Here is a 20,531-nt window from a genome sequence, read left to right on the forward strand (position 1 = left end):
GATGATTATGGCATCATCCTTTGATGCCATGAATAAATTTATCTGATTAAATAATATAAGAAAACTTAAAATATTTTTCTTTGGTTTAATTGACAGATGACTCTATTACTGATTCATTTTTAAGCGAAGCAGAAGAACGAGTCTCTTTGCTTTGGTCTACCGATACTTTCAAATTCACCAAGAAAATTGCGAGTGCTGCGATTACCCCTGGAATTGCAATTGCTAAGAAATTCATTTGATGTGGCAATTGTAAAGTTAATAATGCCCCTGTTAATACAGGTCCTACAATTGCACCAATACGTCCAATACCTGAAGCCCATCCCATGCCTGTAGAACGAACAGCGGCTGGATAAAACTGTGCAACAAAAGTGTAAAGTAAAATTTGTGAGCCAATGGTTGCTGCACCTGCGATTGCAATCAGTGTATACAAAACCACTTGTGGGCTTTTAAATCCGAGTAAAATTAATGCGATTGCACCAACTGCAAACATAATGGTCAATACAGGTTTTAAATGGAATCGGTCTGATAATACCCCGCCACCAATGGCACCCACCATACCACCAATATTTAATGCAAATAAGAAAATCATACTTGCACCAAGCGAGTAACCTGCTTGAATCATTAATTTTGGTAGCCAACTGCCTAATGCATACACCATCAGTAAACACATAAAGAAAGCGATCCAAAACATCAATGTACTGAACGTACGCCCTTGTTGAAATAAAGCACGTAATGGCGCTTCATCGCCAACAGTGGTTTCATTCAATACAAATACGGTATCAACAGAAATCGTTTTTTCTGGTGCAATTTTTTGTACAGTTTGACGGACTTGTTCAGTTTTCCCCTTATTGGTCAAGAACATGATGGATTCAGGTAAAAACTTCCAAATTAATGGTAAAGCAACAAATGGAATAATGGCAATGTAGAACATGATTTTCCAACCATAGTCTGTCACTAACCACGCCCCCAATAATGCAGATGTCATCCCACCAATGGCATAACCACTAAACATCACAGCCACCAATGTACTGCGAATCTTTTTGGGTGCATATTCGGTCATGAGTGCCACAACGTTTGGCATGACCCCACCAATGCCTAAGCCTGCAAGGAAACGTAAAATACCAAATTCAATTGGGTTGGAAGCAAATGCACCTAAAAAAGTAAACCCACTAAAAATTGCAACGCAAATCATGATGGTTTTTTTACGACCAAGTTTGTCTGACAAAGTTCCAAAGCACATTGCACCGAACATCATGCCAAATAAGGCGGTACTTGCGAGCATACCTGCTTGTACAGCAGATAACCCCCACTCTTGCATCAATAAAGGTAATGCAACGCCATAAATAACTAAATCGTAACCATCAAAAATAATAATCAGTAAACACCAAATTAATACATTCCAATGAAATGGGGTGAACTTCGCTTCATCCACAATTGTATTTATATTTAAATTCGCCATACACTTTGCGCCTCCTGCGCGTGAACGGTAGAAAATTTATCAAACAATGAATTAAAGTGTTTTTAATGTCCAAAACCGATTACGCATAAATCTATACCTAAAAAGTAGGCTTTATTTTTATTCATTAAATAACAATAACTTATATCAAAAAAATGTTTTTTAAGCCTTTATATAAAATCATGAACGGTTTTAACAACACTTTTTTATTTTGTTTAAAAAAAATCATAGAAAGAGAATTTAAATGGTATTTTTTCGCAATTTTTCTAAATCATTTTTATTTTAATTCTTGTTATATGATTTTTTAATCTTTAAATAACTCATTTTATTATCTTCTACTTTTTTGTAATATTTTTTATAAATATAATCATATTGAATCGATTTTCTAATCAGTTCATCATTATATTGCGACAAAGGTCTATAATAACTGGTGAAATATTATTCTACTTCAAACTTAATATGTACTAAAAATAAACAATAATAAAAAACAAGTGCTCATTATCTTTCAATAAAAAGCACATATGTTTAATTTTCAAGCAAAAAATGATTTTGCTTTAGAGCACACGGCGCTCATAGCCGATATGTTCGAGGTCATATACTTGATAAACACAGTCAAATAATGAGTGAATATCATTGTTTTCATCCATATTACGCATTGCCATAAAAATTGGGCTCACCGCTGCATCATCTAATAAAGGTATAAAGTGCAAATGTGATAAATGAATATTTTGGGCGCTACTTGGGACAATTGAGATTCCTTCAGCAGCAGCCACAAAACCCAGTGCGAGTTGCAGTTCTCGTACTTCACGAACATTTTTTAGATCTAAACCATATTCAGAAAATAAATGACGTACTTGAGTGGAAAAATTAGGTTTATGATGATTTGGATATAATAAAATATGTTGATCTAACAAATCTGCCAAATAAACGCCTTCTTTATATTGACGTACTAAAGGGCTACTCGCATGTACAGCTACCATGAGGGGTTCCTCACGTAACAACACGCGTTTGACCGCAGAATCAGAAATACGTAAACGCCCAAAACCCACATCGATACGCCCTTCTTTTAATGCCTCAATTTGATCTGTTGTGGTCATTTCGACCATCTCAATTTTAACATCTCGATTTTGCTGTTTGAATAAATAGACAATATTTGATAACAAGCCGAACAATAATGAACCTACAAAACCAATATTTAAGGTCCGATCTGCCAAACCTACCCGCTTGGTCATAGACTTTACTTCTTCAGCATTAGACAAAAGTTTAACAGCGTGTTGGTAGAAAAATTGACCTGCTTCTGTTGTTTTTAATGGTCTGCTTCCTCTGATAAATAGTTGAACATCCAGCTCATTTTCCAAATTTTGAATCTGCCGACTCAATGGCGGCTGTGCAATGAATAATTTTTCAGCAGCTTTGGTGAAACTTTGCTCTTCCACCACTGCAACAAAATAACGAAGATGTCTAAGTTCCATGACAACGAATACCTTTAAAGTATAAAAAAATACGTAATTGATCTTCGACAAGACCTAATTTATTCATTTAAGGTATATAGCATGAAGTAAATTAGCAACAAAGTGAAGTTTTTTTAAACTGATTTTTTCAGATCTAAAAATCTAAATGTAATTGCGATCACATTTGGGCCAGCCTGTTAGCCAGCTACAAAAAGGAATGCTTGTCGCTCAGGATGACCTCATACTCTAGGAGAATAGTATGAATCGTCAAGAAATTAATGAACTTGTTAAAAAAATGAATGTTGACACTGCTACAGGTGATGTTGACGCTCGTGTACAACAAGTTGTTGTTCGTCTTGTCAGTGACTTATTCCAAGCCATCGAAGACCTTGATTTATCTGCAACTGAAGTTTGGAAAGGACTTGAGTATTTTACCGATGCAGGTAAAGCCAATGAACTTGGTCTTTTAGCAGCAGGTTTAGGTCTAGAACATTATTTAGATTTACGTGCCGATGAAGCCGATGCCAAAGCTGGAGTCTTAGGCGGAACACCACGTACCATTGAAGGTCCACTCTATGTCGCTGGTGCACCTGAATCTGTTGGTTTTGCCCGTATGGATGACGGCACAGAAACCGATAAAATCCCAACCTTGTTCATTGAAGGGACAGTGACGGATACTGATGGTAATATCATTGAAGGCGCTAAAGTTGAAATTTGGCATGCCAACAGCTTAGGCAACTATTCATTCTTTGATAAATCACAGTCTGATTTTAACTTACGTCGCACGATTATTTCGGATCAAGATGGTCACTATACAGCGCAAACCACCCTGCCTGTTGGCTATGGTTGCCCACCTGAAGGCACTACACAATTTGTATTGGACAAATTAGGTCGCCATGGTAACCGTCCTTCACATGTGCATTATTTTGTTTCTGCACCAGGTTATCGCAAACTCACCACTCAATTTAATATCGAAGGTGATCAGTACCTGTGGGATGACTTTGCATTTGCAACACGTGACGGTTTAGTCGCAACAGCAATCGACATCACTGACGAAGCTGAAATCGCACGCCGTGGTTTAAACAAAGCGTTCAAACACATTACATTCAATATTCAGTTAGTCAAAGAACAAGTTCAAGCACCATCAACTGAAGTTGATCGTCGTCGAGCTTCTGCATAATTTCCCTTTTATTTAAAAATACTTTTGGAACCGAAATATATTTAAAAACATATTTCGGTGACTTGCCCACATTTGGACAGTCGGAGAACGGACATGCCACGTATTCCTGTGATTAATACCAGCCATCTTGATCGTATTGATGAGCTTCTTGTAGATGATTATGAAACAGGTGAATTTAAACTTCATCGTTCAGTATTTACAGACCAAGCCCTTTTTGACCTAGAAATGAAATACATTTTCGAAGGAAATTGGGTGTATTTGGCACATGAAAGCCAAATTCCAAAAAACAATGACTACTATACAACTTATATTGGTCGTCAACCGATTCTGATCGCACGTAACCGTAATGGTGAATTGAACGCAATGATTAATGCGTGTTCACACCGTGGTGCTCAGCTTTGCCGTAATAAACGTGGAAATAAAGCCACTTATACTTGCCCTTTCCATGGCTGGACATTTAATAACTCAGGTAAATTACTTAAAGTTAAAGATCCAGCCGATGCAGGTTATTCAGATTGCTTTAACCAAGAAGGCTCTCATGATCTGAAAAAAGTTGCGCGTTTTGAAAATTATAAAGGTTTCTTGTTCGGTAGCTTAAACCCAGATGTTCCATCATTAGAAGAATTTTTGGGTGAAACCACAAAAATCATTGACATGATTGTTGATCAATCTGAACAAGGTTTAGAAGTTTTACGTGGTGCATCAACCTATACCTATGAAGGTAACTGGAAACTCACTGCTGAAAATGGTGCAGATGGTTATCACGTGTCTGCGGTACATTGGAACTATGCAGCAACAACGCAACAACGTAAAGAAAAACAACAAGAGCTTGATAATGTTCGTGCAATGAGCGCAGGTTCTTGGGGTAAACAAGGCGGTGGTTCTTACGGTTTTGATCACGGTCATATGTTACTTTGGACACAATGGGCAAATCCAGAGGACCGTCCAAACTTCCCGAAGGCTGAAGAATATACCGCAAAATATGGCGCGGCGATGTCTAAATGGATGATCGAGCGTTCACGTAACTTATGTTTATATCCTAACGTATATTTGATGGATCAATTCGGTTCACAAATCCGCGTACTCCGCCCTATTTCTGTCAATAAAACTGAAGTCACGATTTACTGTATCGCGCCTGTTGGTGAAGCAACTGAAGCACGTGCTCGTCGTATTCGCCAATACGAAGACTTCTTTAATGCTTCAGGCATGGCAACACCAGATGACCTTGAAGAATTCCGTGCATGTCAAGCAGGTTATGCAGGTATTGAACTTGAATGGAACGACATGTGCCGTGGTTCTAAACATTGGATTCAAGGTCCAGATGATGCTGCAAATGAAATTGGTTTAAAACCAGCATTAAGCTGTATCAAAACTGAAGATGAAGGCTTATACCTTGCTCAACATCAATATTGGTTAAAAACCATGAAACATGCCATCGCAGCTGAAAAAGAATTGGCTGAGTTAGAAACGTCTGCACAAGGAGAAAATGCATGAGCGCGCAAGACAAAGCATCATTAGAAAATATTGCACAATTTCTCTATCGTGAAGCTCGTTTTTTAGACGATGAACAATGGGATGAATGGTTACAGTGTTATGCACCATCTGCATCATTTTGGATGCCAGCTTGGGATGACGATGACAAACTTACTGAAGATCCTCAAGCTGAGATCTCATTGATTTATTACCCTGACCGTCAAGGTTTAGAAGACCGTGTGTTCCGTATTAAAACTGAACGCTCTTCTGCAACCATGCCAAATACACGTACAGCACACAACATTGCTAACGTAGAAGTTGTTGAACGTGATGGCGATAAAGTGACTGTTCGCTTTAACTGGAATACATTGAGCTTCCGTTATAAAAACAGTTATAGCTATTTTGGTATGTCTCGCTATGAAATTGATTTTTCAGGTGAACAACCACAGATTTTAAGTAAATACGTTGTACTTAAAAATGACTATATCAATCAAGTCATTGATATCTACCACCTCTAAAAACAAACAAGGATGGCATTCGTCAAACTCCCATTTGGCGAATGTCAGAAGTATCAAAATTTAAGTAGGATTCTAGCCATGTCAAACCATAATGTTGCACTTCAATTTGAAGATGGCGTAACGCGTTTTATCAGTGTCGCTCAAGGTGAAACCTTATCAGATGCTGCATATCGTCAAAAAATTAACATTCCTTTAGATTGCCGTGATGGTGCTTGCGGAACGTGTCGCGCGTTTTGTGAGTCTGGCTCTTATGACATGCCTGAAGAAAACTATATTGAAGATGCTTTAACACCTGAAGAAGCAGAAGAAGGCTATATTTTAGCTTGCCAATGTAAACCAACTTCAGACGCAGTATTCCAGATTCAAGCAACTTCTGATGTCTGTAAAACTCAGATTCACGAGTTCCAAGGCACTTTAGCACGTGTAGAAAACTTATCTGAATCGACCATTACCTTTGATATTCAACTTGATGAAGGTCAGCCAGATATTCATTTCCTTGCAGGACAATATGTCAATGTTGCGCTACCAGGCACAGCAGAAACACGCTCTTATTCATTTAGTTCAAAACCAGGCGACCGCTTAACAGGCTTTGTTGTGCGTAATGTACCGAATGGTAAGATGAGCGAGTTTTTAAGTGCCAATGCTCAAGCTGGCGACAAAATGACATTCACAGGTCCTTTTGGTAGCTTCTATTTACGTAATGTTGTTCGCCCTGTTCTTATGCTTGCAGGGGGTACAGGTATTGCACCATTTATGTCAATGCTACAAGTTCTAGAAGAAAAAGGTTCTGAACAACCTGTACGTCTTGTTTTTGGTGTAACCAATGATTTTGACTTAGTTGCCATTGAAAAACTTAACGAGTTACAAGCAAAATTACCATGGTTTGAATATCGCACTGTTGTAGCACATGCTGACTCTACGCATGAACGTAAAGGTTATGTGACAGGTCATATTGACAATGAATGGCTCAATGGTGGTGATGTTGACGTTTACCTTTGTGGTCCAGTTCCAATGGTCGAAGCCGTTCGTGGCTGGTTAGACCAAGAAGGTGTAAAACCTGCAAACTTCTTATTTGAAAAATTCTCTGCGAACTAAGCTTTCCACAAACCTCGTTTTGCACTCAAAACGAGGTTTTTAAATATTCGGTTTTAAAAAATTGAGCATGGAGAAAAAAATGTCAGATCGTCAAAGATTTTTAAATAAAGTTGTTATTGTTACAGGTGCTGCTCAAGGGATTGGTCGTGGTGTTGCGCTGCAAGTTGCTGCTGAAGGCGCACAAGTGATCCTCGCAGATCGCGCTGAAATTGTAGATGAAGTTTTAGCTGAAATTTTGCAGCATCAAGGTGATGCGATCACAATTAATGCAGATTTAGAAACTTTTGCAGGCGCTCAATCTGTTGTGGCTAAAGCAATTGAAAAATACGGTCGTGTTGATGTCTTAATCAACAATGTCGGTGGTGCAATTTGGATGAAACCCTTCCAAGAATTTTCTGAAGAAGAAATTATTAAGGAAGTGAATCGTTCTTTATTCCCAACATTATGGTGCTGCCGTGCAGTTTTACCAGAAATGTTGAAAAATCAGAAAGGTACGATTGTTAATGTATCTTCAATCGCGACACGTGGTATTAACCGTGTACCTTATTCTGCATCTAAAGGTGGTGTAAATGCCTTAACTGCTGCAATGGCATTTGAACATGCAAAAGATGGTATCCGTATCAATGCTGTAGCAACAGGCGGCACCGAAGCACCACCTCGAAAAGTACCTCGCAATAGTAATCCTTTATCTGAAAATGAAAAACAATGGATGCAACAAGTGGTTGATCAAACCATTGATCGAACTTTCTTAGGACGCTACGGCACGATCCAAGAACAAGTGAATGCGATTTTATTTTTAGCCTCAGATGACTCATCTTATATGACAGGTACTGTTGTTCCTGTGGGTGGCGGAGATCAAGGTTAAACTGATCTTTTATTTTAAAAGATTTCATGCCACTTTTTATGATTAAACAAATAAAAAATGAGTTGCTTTTATAGCAATTCCAATGCCATTGGTTTAATCACATGAGGCGACATGGATGTCGCCGTTGGTCAAACGTATCATGGATGTACATTTTGACCAACAAAGAATTTTTGTCACTTTGATCCGTCAAAAGAAAGGGATTGCCTACATAAATTAGTCTTTATTTTGAATAAATAAAATGTGGCTGTGCCCATCGAAGCATCAAAGTGAATAAGTATTGACAGCATAGTAAGAAAATCTATATGACAATGTAGATTTTCCTTTTTCTCTAAAACATATGATTTAAAACACAATTCAGCAGGATCATTGAATTAAACACGCATGGAGGCAGATGCCAATGGCAACCCTGTTTAAGACCTTAAAACAAGATTGGTCAATTTCAGCCACAGTTGCTGGTTTCTTAGCAGTCCTGATTTCATATTCAGGCCCACTCATTATCTTTTTTCAAGCAGCACAACAAGCCCATGTCAGCAATGCCATGATGATTTCATGGATTTGGGGTATTTCTATTGGTGCTGCAGTTGCTGGCATATTTTTATCCATTAAGTTTAAGGTTCCTGTGATCACCGCTTGGTCTGCTCCTGGCACGGCTTTATTGGTCACACTATTTCCACATATCTCACTCAATGAAGCTGTTGCTGCATATATCACGTCCGCAGTGATTATTTTCTTAATTGGAATTTCAGGTTCTTTTGATAAATTACTCAAGTGGATTCCACAAGATGTTGCCGCAGGCATGATGGCAGGTATTTTATTTCAGTTTGGGCTAGGTTTATTTAAAGCCACAGATACCATGCCAATGATTGTTTTTGGCATGCTTTTAGTTTATTTGGTGGCAAAAAGACTCAGCCCTCGTTATGCCATGGTTTTTGTACTTATTTCAGGTGTCATTTTAAGTTTAGCTTTAGGGAAAATGAATCCTGTTGATGTCGATTTTTCTCTCGCTATTCCGCAGTTTATCACGCCTGAATGGACATGGAACTCAACGCTTAACCTTGCTATTCCGCTAACATTGGTGAGCTTATCTGGCCAATTTCTACCCGGTATGGCGATTATGAAGTTAAGTGGCTACGACACCCCTGCTAAACCGATCATCACAGCAACCAGTCTGACATCTATGGCTGTTGCATGCGTGGGTGGAATTACCATTGTTCTTGCTTCAATTACTGCGGCACTTTGTATGGGTAAAGATGCACATGAACTGAAAGAAAAACGCTATATTGCAGGGATTGCCAATGGGATCTTTTATATCTTAGGTGGTTTATTTGCAGGAAGTATTGTGATGCTTTTTACATTATTGCCCAAAGAGTTAGTCGCTGCATTAGCAGGTTTAGCCTTACTCGGTGCAATTGCGATTAACATCTCTGCTGCAATGAAAAATGAAAGTCAACGCGATGCTGCTTTACTGACTTTTTTAGCAACGGCTTCAGGGATGAGCTTCTTAGGTCTCAGTTCAGTATTTTGGGGCATTTGTATTGGTATCGTGGCACATGTCATTTTGACAAAACATCAGAACACAGCACAAAGCCAGACTGAAGCTGTCAGTTCAAAATAAAAAATAGCATGAAGCTCACTCAAATCAGTTTTGGGTGGGCTTTATTCTTGCTCAGTTTTACCATGAATATAATACCAAGGTTAAAATATTCAACCTCTTTAGAAAAAGCCTAATTTCTAAAAATTAGGCTTTTATATCATAAAAAATAATCAATTATAACAATGGCAGTACCGAAGGTACGATGTCATGAATCGTTTTACCTTGACAAGACTCACCCAACGCTGACATTTTCCAAGCACCATTATGACGATATACTTTCGCAATAATCAAAGCAGTATAATTGCCTTGTGCTGACAAATTATATTTTGCAACTTCAGTGTTGGTGGTTTCATCGACTAAACGACAAAAGGCATTCTCTACTTTTTCAAAAGTTTGACCACGAAAACTACTAATCGTAAATACGATTTGCTGAACTTGATCAGGAACACGCGTCAAATCTACAAAGATTTTCTCGTCATCACCATCGCCTTCACCTGTTAAGTTGTCACCAGAATGCTGAATACTGCCATCACGACTACGAAGCTGAGCAAACCAAACATTATCAAGCACTTGTTTATTGGCATCAAATAAAATTGCTGAAGCATCTAAATCAATAGAGCCACCACCGCCGCCAAATAGACCACCTAAAAAACCACCGCCTTTAGCAACGTCCCAACCTGCACCCAAATAAATTTTTGTTAATGAAGAACCATCTGGTTTTTCTAACGAAATTTTTTGACCTTTTACTAGACTAATACCCATTTATTGTTTCCTTCAGTTTGAGTTTCCACGACCTAAAGCCGATGCCAACCATTGTAAATAACTTGCACGATTTCTAGAGCATACAATCACTTTGCCATGCCCACGAAACTTAATCACTAAACCTTCACCACTGGTTAAGCTATTAAAAATATTGCCAACAATACCACCACCGCCTGAAGTCGGCATGCCAATGTTATAGTTTAAAGACGCATCCCAAGCTGCAACATGACCATTATCAATGGTGACCTCGCCTTGTTCAGGGGTAATATCTAACTCAAGCAAGGTGCCACTGCCTGAAATACAGACTTGCCCCTGCCCACCTGTTTCCATCACTACAAAGCCACCTGTGCCGCCAAATAATGCACCACCAATATTACTCTGTACTTTCGCTTTAATATTGGTCTGTTCAGTTGCAGCGACAAATGCACCGTCTGACAAAATATATTGCCGTTGCCCAACATCTAAAATTTGCATATCTCCATCTAAATTTGGTGATAACAAACATTCACCATCTCCATTTGAAGCTTTGATTTGCTGCTGAAACAAAGACTCACCTGAGGTAAATTTACGCATAAACGCCTGAAATACACCGCCACGTAACTTACCTGTCACTTCGAGATTTTGCTCCACCATGACCATGGCATCCGATTCACAATAAATCGATTCACCACGTTTCATACTGACATGTAAAAAAGGTTCTGGACTACCCACTAAAGTAAATGTTGCCATTGCTCTTGGTCCTACTTGATTATATTTTTTTGTTGCGCAGCTTTGAGCCACATTGGAAATTCATTTAATAACAAATCATAAAGTTGCGACTCAGGCATACTGTCGATATTGTCCATTGCAAAAAAATTACAATTATCAATCACACGTCCCGACATCTCATCTAACTGTTCTAAAACACCATAATTTCGACCACCAATGCCCACAAACTGCCAAAAAATTGCTTGATTGGATATATCTTTTAAAATTTGTTTAATTTTTTTGGTTTCAGATACACCACCATCTGAAATAAACACCACATAAACAGGCAAATCGGATGGGCTTTCTTGAATAAAATAATCAATCACCGCATTCAGTGCCGCAGGTTCATTATTAAAACGTGCGCCAGCATCCCATTTTTTATGCCCGCCCTGTTCGGTATTGATATAGTTTTTTAAATTACCTAAATGTACATCGCTTAAACGTAAAGCATGCTGTGCAAATGCCCAACATTCAAAACGCCCATCATCATCAAAATTCACCGCTAAAGGCATAATCCGATCAAGGACTTTTTGTACATCACCTTTTTTATATTGCTGATTCATTGAACCTGAATAGTCTAAAACAAGTGCTACCCGTGCTTTCACATTGAGTAAGTTATTCTTTTCTAAACTGATCAAAGATTTTTTAGTGAGTTCTAAAAGCTGCGGAGCAGATTTCTCAATTTTATCTAAAACCACTTTTTTCTTTAAATCTAAAGTGGATGTCGTTGCAGGTACATGGTTTTGAGTTACCGTATTTTCGATAGGAGTAGGAGCCGTTTCATCTGCAACTTCCCCACCAAAATGCTCAACCAACGCTTTTAAACCGCCATTAAAACCTTGCCCAACCGCCGCCATGCGCCAAGCGTCATTTTTAAAGTAGATTTCACACAACATAGCCGCTTTTTCTTGCTGAAAATGTGCACTTGTCAGGTGGTAGCTTGCCAAAACTTGCTGCTTAGCATTGACTAAATCAACTTGAATAGATTGGATATGATTTAAAGTTGTTTGATCTGTTGTCGCACAAATCACAAAACGGGGCGTTTTTTCAGTATCAATTTGACTGAGATCAAATTTAAAAATATGTTGCTGTGCTTGCTGAAAATATTGCACTTCATTTTCAGGCGTTTTTGGCTGATTATAAAAAGTCATATAATCATCATGATAAAGCTGATCATGCCGCCCTAAGCCAAAACTAGAAATATCAATTTCAAAACTTGCTTGCACTTGAACACGTACACTCAATTCTGATGTAGATTGTAACAGTTGGGTCAATGCGAACTTTTGTCCTGAAACCAGTTGCATATATCATTCTCTATTTTAGTACTTGAAAATAATCGATTTAAAAGCATTTTTATAAAATACAAAGATTGCAAAATTATTTTCAAGTACTAAAAGATTGCTCTTTTAGTACTCTGTTTTATACTATTTTTACAGATTAAACGGCAACACCGTAGCTTGCAGCCAATGCGCCTAAGCCACCGTTAAAGCCTTGACCTACAGCTTTGAATTTCCACTCGCCACTGTGACGGTATAATTCACCAAAGATCATTGCAACTTCAGTGCTACCATCTTCAGACAAGTCAAAACGTGCAAGCTCTTCACCATTTGCATCTTGGTTAATTACACGGATGTACGCTTTATCCACTTGACCAAAGTTTTGACCGTTTTGTTGACCTTCGTGAATGGTAACTGCAAAGACAACTTTCGCAATATTTGCAGGAACTTTAGACAAGTCTACAGAAATCGTTTCATCATCACCGTCGCCATCACCTGTACGGTTATCACCTTGATGCGTTACAGAACCACATGGAGATACTTTCTGGTTAAAGAAAATAAAATCGCCATCACCTGTGACTTTGCCATTTTCATCTGTTAAAAATGCGACTGCGTCTAAGTCAAATGCTTTACCATCAGTTACACGTGGGTTCCAACCTAAACCTAAATCTACTTTATTCATCGTAGGTGCAGTTTTAGATAAGTTAATGTTACCGCCTTTAGATAAGCTAATCGCCATGTCTTAATTTCCTTCTTGTGTTGATTCTAACTTTTGCTGTTTCTTGCTATACGAAATTGATGATAATACCGCCCATACAATAAACGCTACACCAATCAATCCTGTGACAACTTCAGGTACATGCACACCTGTACCACTTGCGAGCATAATCAATGCTAAAGCACCAATCGCATAATGCGCACCATGCTCTAAATATACATAGGCATCCAATGTGCCTTTTTCAACGAGGTAAATGGTCATAGAACGAACAAACATCGCACCTATTGCCAAACCTAACATAATCACAACAACATCATTGGTAATTGCGAAAGCACCAATAACCCCATCAAAACTAAATGAAGCATCTAAAACCTCTAAATACAAGAAGCCCCCGATACCACCTTTCACCACTGTACCTGTAACTGTTGCGTTGCCATTTGAAGATTTTTCATCATCTGCTTCATCATCAGAACCACTGCCTTCAAGTAAATGTCCAATGACCTGCACACCCACATAGACCACGATCCCCCAGATGCCTGCCATCACCACAACTAAACGCTGTGCCTCAGGTACAAAACCTGCAATGACCAACAATGCAATCAGTGAAATAAATACTGAAATCGCTTGAATACTGCCTAAATCTGCTAATTTAGACTCAACCCAATGAAACCAATGTTCATCCTTTTCATCATCAAAAAGAAAGTTTAAAAACACAAGTAATAAGAAAATACCACCAAAAGCAGCAATTTCCGCATGATGTGCCATCAGTTTTTCTGAATAAGTTTTAGGGTCATTCAATGCTAACTTAGCCACTTCAACCATACTCATATCTGCGGTGACGCCAACAATGAGCAATGGGAAAACCAAGCGCATACCAAATACAGCAACAATGATCCCGACGGTTAAGAATAACTTCCGCCAAAACATATCCCAATGTTTAAGCACAGAGGCGTTCACAACGGCATTATCAAATGACAATGACACTTCCATGATGGCTAAAATACCTGTAATTGCCAGTACCTTAAACATCATCATCAGCCCTGCTTCAGGACCGTGGGTAAATCCCCAATAGGCAGAAATTGCTAAACAGATAATGGTGAAAATTATCGAAAATCTAAAATGCTTCATTCATTCCACTCAACGTTTAGATGCTAATGCCATACTGATGGCACATGGCACGCAAACCGCCTGCATAACCCTGACCTACAGCGCGGAACTTCCATTCACCGTTATGACGATACAACTCACCAAATACCATTGCTGTTTCGGTTGAATAATCTTCGTTTAAATCAAAGCGTACAATTTCAACGTTACTTTGATCATTGACCACACGAATAAATGCATTTTGTACTTGACCAAAGTTTTGACCACGTTGCTCTGCATCATGAATCGTCACAGTGATTGCAATTTTTTGAATGTCTGCAGGAACAAGACCTAAATTAATTTTAACGGCTTCATCATCACCATCACCTGCACCTGTGCGGTTATCGCCTGTATGCTCAACAGAACCTTCAGGAGAACGTGTTTGGTTATAAAAAATAAAGTCATGTTCGCCACGAACTTTATCGTTTGCACCTAATAAAAATGCCGACGCATCTAAGTCAAAATCTGCACCATCTGTTGCACGTGCATCCCAGCCTAAACCAACAAGAACTTGAGAAAGTGATGGATCTGTTTTACTTAGTGATAAATTACCACCTTTATTTAAAGAAATTGCCATATTGCATATCCTTTTATCTATGAAATTGATTGTTAAAAAAGTTAAAGATTAATCTTTTGACCCTTGTGTCCAACGAAAACCAAAGCGGTAATGTTGGTCTAAATATTGTTGATCTTGGAAATAACGCACTTCACGATTGGCTCGAATACTACCGCCCACATTTTTCAGTTCAACAATGGCACAGGTGGTTAAATGATTACCATCGGTTAAACGAACCTCTATTTCAGGCTGATTTGGGATACGAATGGTCACTACGCCATCTGTTGCAGCCCATTGCGCCACACCTGAATAAATATAGGTATAAATAACAATCCGTTCAATTTCATCCCAACGATCACCATTGATATGCAAGTTCTCACCTGTCGTTGTCGCACCTGTACGATCATCACCGTCTAAATGAATAAATGGGGGGCGGTCATAATGACCAAACTGATTACCCAGTGGTTGAACTAAAGCAACTTGACCACTTTTAAACTGAATCATGGCGCCGAGATCTAGATCGATGGTTTTATTTCCACCGACTAATTTTTTAAAGAATGAACCTGATTGGGCTTGTTGACCTTGATTCCAGTTGAGATTTACTGAAATTTTACCGAAACCTGAGCCTTTTTTAGTCAAATTAATACTGGAATTGGTCTTGTCTAATTTGATTTTAGATAAATTTAAACTTGAGTTTGGCGTTGGCGTTGGCGTTGGCGTTGGCGTTGGCGTTGGCGTAGCTTGTGTTGTTTCTGCTGCAATTTCAACACCAAAATTTTCAGCCAATGGCTTTAAACCACCATTAAAACCCTGATTTACAAAACGAAATTTCCATTTCTCATTATGTTTATACACTTCAGCTAAAATCAAAGCTTTTTCAGTTTTTTGCTGTGTTTCCACAATGGCTGTGGCAACAGTTTGCCCATTTTCCTGTAATTCGATTTGGATGGGGGCAAGCCTATTGACTGCATGTGGCTCATTTAAAGTTGCACAAATTGCAATTTTACCAATTTGAGGATCAATTAAAGCCGTATTAAAGCTTAATTTACTTTGATAAGGTGCTTTACTGCTTGATTCAGTTAATATTACGCTTTGATTTATTGTCTGCTTTTGCCCGTAGAAAATCATATCCTGATCACCACGAACTTTTTGTGTTGTTTGCGCCAACTGATAGGCTGTAATGTCTAAATCGATATGCGCAGGAACGTTTGTTTTTATTAATATATCCACATTTTGTTGGGTTAAACCAATATTACCACCTGCAATCAATTGCATATTATCCTCAAATACGTTGTTATAAATCTATAAAAAATGATTTTTTGAATGAAATCAAAATTTAAACTAAGTCAGTTTAATATATTTGCATCACTTAGTTTTACCATAAAAATATGACAGGCCATAGTATAAAAATATTTTTTTTAACAAAAATATAAACAAAGAAGCTGTAAAAAAAGATTGCAAGTTATTCTATTTTAATTATATATTTCTCTAGTTTTTAAACATTTAATTAAAATGTAACGTCTACACCCTGTTTGAATGGTTTATTTTCTCTCATATTGAGAAATAACTAAAGATGAACAAGATATTTTATGATTTGATTTTAAAAAATTTGCTTATTGAGAATAAATTTTACCGTGAAAGATCATTATACCGTTTGGATTGCTGAAAGTTTTTCTTGTCAAAAAGATATTATTCAAGCCTTAAAAGATTCTTCTCTTGCTTCCCATTTGAAAATCATTTGCTCACATCATTTGCTACGCCCTGAACTGCAACATATTGCTGATCTTTTTATTCAACAACCTGATATTCTCGACGCGGCTGAGTGGTTATTAAAACAATGCATTCAATTTAAGGTAGACCTACTATTTTGTGGCAAAAAAGCACACTGTATCGAACCTTATCGTGAACAATTTGCAAAGCACAATATTCAACTGATCACAGGTGCTATGTCTCTTCAAGCGCTTGAAGACATTGATGATAAATTTGTTTTTACGGAGCAATGTAAGGCACTACACTTACCTTATATTCCTGCTATTAAAGCAGATTCAAGTGACACATTAAAAACCGCTATTTTACAAGCGAAACAACAGTTTAGTGAAATTTGTGCTAAACCTGTGCATGGTGTTTATGGTTTTGGTTTTGTCCGTTTAAAAGATGATATTGATTATTTTCAACATTTTAAATCACCTTTTATTGCAAATACACAACAGTTTATCGAAGCTTATGCTCAACTCGAACAAGGCATCGAATACTTAATTATGCCTTATTTGAATGGTGGAGAATGTTCGGTTGACATTGCCTGTCATCAAGGCAAAATCTTGGCTCAAGTCACCCGTATTAAATATCAATTTCATCAAGAATGTTTTTTACAACATCCCTGTCATGAAATTTGCACACAATTGGTTCAACATTTCAATTGTGACGGTTTGATTAATATTCAATTTAAAAAAGACCAACAACAGCAGTGGCATATTTTAGAAATTAATGCACGCCCAGCAGGCGGATTTGCATATACCTTGCATACTGGCGTGAATTTGGTTGCAGAAATTTTTGCACAAAAGTTATCGCTCAATTTACAGCGTGAGAACACAATATCACCCGTCAAAGTACTGCCTTTAGTACAAAGTTTTAAAATGGATTAAGATTAATTAATGAAAGAAATTGAATTAAGTCGTGGTTGCATTCGTGTTTCGGTTCGTCAACATCACCCGCATTGGGATTTAGATCAATTATTAGGTTTTGCAGAAAGAATTAATCCAAAACGTGCTTTTTTATTTGTGTCCAAAGTCTTAGGCAAGCATATTCCTGTTGCACCCTCTACCATGCAACGCAGTTACGTAGATTTATGTGCTTTAGTTCCCAAAGATGTACCTTATCCCATTACTGTGATTGGTATGGCGGAAACGGCGGTAGGTTTAGGTGCAGGTGTTTATCGTGAATTAAAAAAAGATTTTGCTGAAAATGCCCTTTTTGTGACAACAACACGTCATCCTGTCGATGCGTTGCCCACCTTAGGCTTATTTTTAGAAGAACATAGCCATGCGCAAGATCAGTTTATTTTGAGTAGTCATGATCCGAAAAAACATCAACATTTAATCCAATCAAAAACTTTAATTTTGGTGGATGATGAAATTTCTACAGGTAAAACTTTTAAAAATCTGATCATGAGCCTGAAAAATTCGGGGCTTGAACAGGTTGAGCACATTATCTTAGTGACGTTGGTCAATTGGGCAGAAGAACATTTGAATGATCTCAACGTCGGTATTCCCATTGAAGTGGTTTCACTGTTGCATGGTTCGTGGCATTGGCAAGCCAATCAAAATCAGATTGAAATCCATATGCCTGATGTCAATAAAACCAATCAAGAAGCACAGCGCATTATTGCACCACATGATTGGGGACGTGAACCTAGTTACTTAGATTGCAAAGCTTGGGCAAATGTACACATTAACCAACCGAATGAAAAAATTTTAGTCTTAGGCTCAGGGGAGTTCAGTTGGATTCCGTTCCTGATCGCAGAACAATTAGAGCAACAAGGTGCAGAAGTTTATTATAGCTCCACCACACGCTCTCCGATTATGCAAGGGCATGCCATTGAAAGCATTTGTGCCTTTACCGACAATTATGGGCTCAATATCAACAATTATGCCTATAACGTTCGACATCAACAATTTGACCGTGTGTTATTGGTCATCGAAACAGAACAACACAGTGTAGACCCTACGCTTTTTGAGCAAATTGAAAATTTGGAAGTGATTCATTATGAACCATAAGCCTTTGGTTTTTGTCGATTTAGACGATACTTTATTTCAGACCAATCGCAAGTCTGCACCGACTGATTTACATAAAATTGCCACCACAGATAAGTCTGGGCAACCCCTGTCTTATATGAAACCGAAACAACAAGTTTTTGTAAATTGGTTATTAGATTCGGCTGAAGTTGTGCCTGTGACTGCGCGTTCAGTTGAAGCCTTACAACGTGTGCATTTACCTTTTCAATCTGGTGCAGTATGTTCACATGGTGGTACGATTATTGACGCACAGCAAAATATCGATATGGATTGGTTTAATATTCAAAAAAATGCTGTTGCAAACTTAAATGATTTATTGGATGAATTACCTGAGATTTTACTGAAAACAGCACAGGACTTAGGCTCGATTCGTACATGGACAGTCGAGGAAAATGACCTCAAAATCTATACTGTCGCCAAGCAAAACCAGCCAGAAGATGGGCTTTTTTTAGATCAATTGGTACAACATTTACCCAAAGATGTGTTAGAACATTGCTATGTACATATCAACGGCAATAATTTGGCCGTCATTCCAAAGTTTGTCTCTAAGCAAAAAGCCGTTGAATTTTTTATCGAAAAATATGACCCACAAGGGGAGCGTGTCATTTTGGGTTGGGGTGACAGTCTATCCGATGCGGGCTTCTTAGGCTGTTGTGATTGGTTTGGTATGCCAAAAAACAGTCAGCTTGACCAATTTTTAGCACACAACTTAAGCAATGATCATCGACAGAAAGGATTCTTAGGGCATGTCTAATTTAAATCAGATTGATCAAAGACTAGCAAATATCGGTTTTCACGGCTCATATCGCCCACAAGACATTACTTTTTTACTGAATATCACGGATTTAACACCAACCTCAGTCGCAGAAAAAGAACGTTTAATTCAATCTGGTCAAAAACATTATTCTGAAATGATCAGTGAAGAAAATGCCCCCTCGCCTGAACATTTAAAACATTTTCAGCATGCTTTTACGCATGGTTCAGCACGTCTAGCGCAAGAAGTACAACAACTTAGCCAAGCTTTGATGACACGTTTTCCAAAGCAACCTATTGTTTTAGTGAGTTTAGTTCGAGCAGGCGTACCTTTAGGGGTTCTGTTAAAACATTGCATTGCCAAACAACAAGCATGTTTTCATTATGGTATTAGTATTATTCGAGACCGCGGCATTGATTTTGCTGCGCTCAATGCCATCATTCAGCAACATGGTGCTGAAAATATTGTCTTTGTAGATGGCTGGACAGGCAAAGGGGCGATTTGCCGTGAACTGACGAAAAATCTACAAGACTATCCTGAATTATTTGATGCAGGTTGGGAAATTCCTCGCCTTGTAACATTGTCAGATTTAGGTGGTTATTCTTGGCTTAGTGCCAGTTGTGAAGATTGGCTGATTCCTTTTGGCATCTTAGGTTCAGTCATTTCAGGTTTAACTTCTCGTAGTATCTTACGAGCAGATATAGATCAAGCTGAAGCAAAATTGGACTGTTTTAATCCAGAGAAATGGCATGATTGTGTCGTTTATACTCATCTTCAACAACACGATTTATCTGTACAATTCATTCAAAATATTTTAAATATTATTGAACAACATCCCATTCAACAGAGGATTGAATGGAATAACGAGATTCGACTAACTCAGCAAAAATTGTGCTTAGACACGGTAGATTGGATTGCTGCACACTACCAAATCAATAACATTAACCATATTAAACCAAGTATTGCTGAAGCCACGCGTGCCGTACTTAGACGTGTGCCTGAACGTATTTTAATCCGAGATGAACATAATCCTCACGTTCAGTTACTGTTACACTTTGCGCAACAACAGCACGTCTCAGTCGACATTTTAGGTTCAAAATTGGGTCCATATCATGCAGTGACCTTAATTAAAAACTTTGGAAAATAATACA

At 38.1% G+C, this 20,531-nt stretch carries 19 protein-coding genes; 10 read left to right on the forward strand and 9 right to left on the reverse strand.

Features of this window, described 5'->3' with window-relative positions; translation table 11 throughout:
• Positions 1 to 85 precede the first annotated feature (85 nt).
• The gene (locus G0028_RS10300; protein ID WP_180047307.1) at positions 86 to 1,459 is read right to left on the reverse strand and encodes an MFS transporter; all 1,374 of its coding nucleotides are present in this window, start codon (positions 1,457 to 1,459) and stop codon (positions 86 to 88) included.
• Positions 1,460 to 2,010: 551 nt separating this feature from the next.
• The gene (locus G0028_RS10305; RefSeq protein WP_130073423.1) at positions 2,011 to 2,928 is read right to left on the reverse strand and encodes a LysR family transcriptional regulator; all 918 of its coding nucleotides are present in this window, start codon (positions 2,926 to 2,928) and stop codon (positions 2,011 to 2,013) included.
• A 238-nt stretch (positions 2,929 to 3,166) separates the two neighbouring features.
• On the opposite strand from G0028_RS10305, the gene catA reads away from it, so the two are divergent.
• From catA to benE, 6 genes are all read left to right on the forward strand, one after another.
• Complete coding sequence (gene catA / locus G0028_RS10310) at positions 3,167 to 4,087, forward strand: catechol 1,2-dioxygenase (protein ID WP_130073422.1); 921 nt, start codon at positions 3,167 to 3,169, stop codon at positions 4,085 to 4,087.
• A 93-nt stretch (positions 4,088 to 4,180) separates the two neighbouring features.
• The gene (gene benA / locus G0028_RS10315) at positions 4,181 to 5,581 is read left to right on the forward strand and encodes a benzoate 1,2-dioxygenase large subunit (RefSeq protein ID WP_180047305.1); all 1,401 of its coding nucleotides are present in this window, start codon (positions 4,181 to 4,183) and stop codon (positions 5,579 to 5,581) included.
• On the forward strand, positions 5,578 to 6,078 hold the full coding sequence (gene benB, locus G0028_RS10320) for a benzoate 1,2-dioxygenase small subunit (protein WP_107008677.1): 501 nt from the start codon (positions 5,578 to 5,580) through the stop codon (positions 6,076 to 6,078). Before benA ends, benB begins: the two co-directional genes overlap by 4 nt.
• Positions 6,079 to 6,156: 78 nt before the next feature.
• A complete protein-coding gene (gene benC / locus G0028_RS10325) occupies positions 6,157 to 7,173 on the forward strand; it encodes a benzoate 1,2-dioxygenase electron transfer component BenC (RefSeq protein WP_180047303.1) in 1,017 nt (338 codons plus the stop codon).
• A 79-nt stretch (positions 7,174 to 7,252) separates the two neighbouring features.
• Entirely contained in the window at positions 7,253 to 8,038 is a 786-nt protein-coding gene (gene benD, locus G0028_RS10330) for a benzoate diol dehydrogenase BenD (RefSeq protein ID WP_130073419.1), read from the forward strand.
• A gap of 397 nt (positions 8,039 to 8,435) precedes the next feature.
• Positions 8,436 to 9,653 (forward strand): benzoate/H(+) symporter BenE, encoded by a 1,218-nt coding sequence (benE, locus tag G0028_RS10335; RefSeq protein WP_180047311.1) that lies wholly within the window; start codon positions 8,436 to 8,438, stop codon positions 9,651 to 9,653.
• Between the two features lie 153 nt (positions 9,654 to 9,806).
• On the opposite strand, the gene G0028_RS10340 is transcribed toward benE, so the two are convergent.
• From G0028_RS10340 to G0028_RS10370, 7 genes are all read right to left on the reverse strand, one after another.
• Positions 9,807 to 10,394, reverse strand: a complete 588-nt coding sequence (locus G0028_RS10340) for a TerD family protein (RefSeq protein ID WP_107008671.1) — start codon at positions 10,392 to 10,394, stop codon at positions 9,807 to 9,809.
• 12 nt (positions 10,395 to 10,406) lie between these two features.
• Positions 10,407 to 11,123, reverse strand: a complete 717-nt coding sequence (locus G0028_RS10345; RefSeq protein ID WP_180047301.1) for a TIGR00266 family protein — start codon at positions 11,121 to 11,123, stop codon at positions 10,407 to 10,409.
• Positions 11,124 to 11,134: 11 nt separating this feature from the next.
• Entirely contained in the window at positions 11,135 to 12,445 is a 1,311-nt protein-coding gene (locus G0028_RS10350) for a vWA domain-containing protein (RefSeq protein WP_180047299.1), read from the reverse strand.
• Positions 12,446 to 12,578: 133 nt separating this feature from the next.
• Positions 12,579 to 13,157 carry a TerD family protein gene (locus G0028_RS10355; RefSeq protein ID WP_130073415.1) on the reverse strand — a complete coding sequence of 193 codons (579 nt, stop codon included), beginning with the start codon at positions 13,155 to 13,157 and terminating at the stop codon, positions 12,579 to 12,581.
• Positions 13,158 to 13,160: 3 nt separating this feature from the next.
• Complete coding sequence (locus tag G0028_RS10360) at positions 13,161 to 14,264, reverse strand: DUF475 domain-containing protein (protein WP_130073414.1); 1,104 nt, start codon at positions 14,262 to 14,264, stop codon at positions 13,161 to 13,163.
• A 16-nt stretch (positions 14,265 to 14,280) separates the two neighbouring features.
• The gene (locus G0028_RS10365; RefSeq protein ID WP_130073413.1) at positions 14,281 to 14,856 is read right to left on the reverse strand and encodes a TerD family protein; all 576 of its coding nucleotides are present in this window, start codon (positions 14,854 to 14,856) and stop codon (positions 14,281 to 14,283) included.
• A gap of 48 nt (positions 14,857 to 14,904) precedes the next feature.
• Positions 14,905 to 16,110, reverse strand: coding sequence for a TerD family protein (locus tag G0028_RS10370; RefSeq protein WP_180047297.1), 1,206 nt, complete (start codon positions 16,108 to 16,110; stop codon positions 14,905 to 14,907).
• Between the two features lie 359 nt (positions 16,111 to 16,469).
• Here G0028_RS10370 and G0028_RS10375 point away from each other — a divergent pair, with 359 nt between their 5' ends.
• From G0028_RS10375 to G0028_RS10390, 4 genes are read left to right on the forward strand one after another with little or no spacing between them, the layout of a single operon-like run.
• Positions 16,470 to 17,477: an ATP-grasp domain-containing protein gene (locus tag G0028_RS10375; protein WP_130073411.1), complete on the forward strand. Its 1,008-nt coding sequence runs from the start codon at positions 16,470 to 16,472 to the stop codon at positions 17,475 to 17,477.
• A gap of 9 nt (positions 17,478 to 17,486) precedes the next feature.
• A complete protein-coding gene (locus G0028_RS10380) occupies positions 17,487 to 18,608 on the forward strand; it encodes a phosphoribosyltransferase domain-containing protein (protein ID WP_180045721.1) in 1,122 nt (373 codons plus the stop codon).
• A complete protein-coding gene (locus G0028_RS10385; protein WP_180045722.1) occupies positions 18,598 to 19,380 on the forward strand; it encodes an HAD family hydrolase in 783 nt (260 codons plus the stop codon). Before G0028_RS10380 ends, G0028_RS10385 begins: the two co-directional genes overlap by 11 nt.
• A complete protein-coding gene (locus G0028_RS10390; protein WP_180045723.1) occupies positions 19,373 to 20,527 on the forward strand; it encodes a cysteine protease StiP domain-containing protein in 1,155 nt (384 codons plus the stop codon). Before G0028_RS10385 ends, G0028_RS10390 begins: the two co-directional genes overlap by 8 nt.
• Positions 20,528 to 20,531 lie beyond the last annotated feature (4 nt).

Source organism: Acinetobacter piscicola (assembly GCF_015218165.1).
Classification (GTDB): Bacteria; Pseudomonadota; Gammaproteobacteria; order Pseudomonadales; family Moraxellaceae; genus Acinetobacter; species Acinetobacter piscicola_A.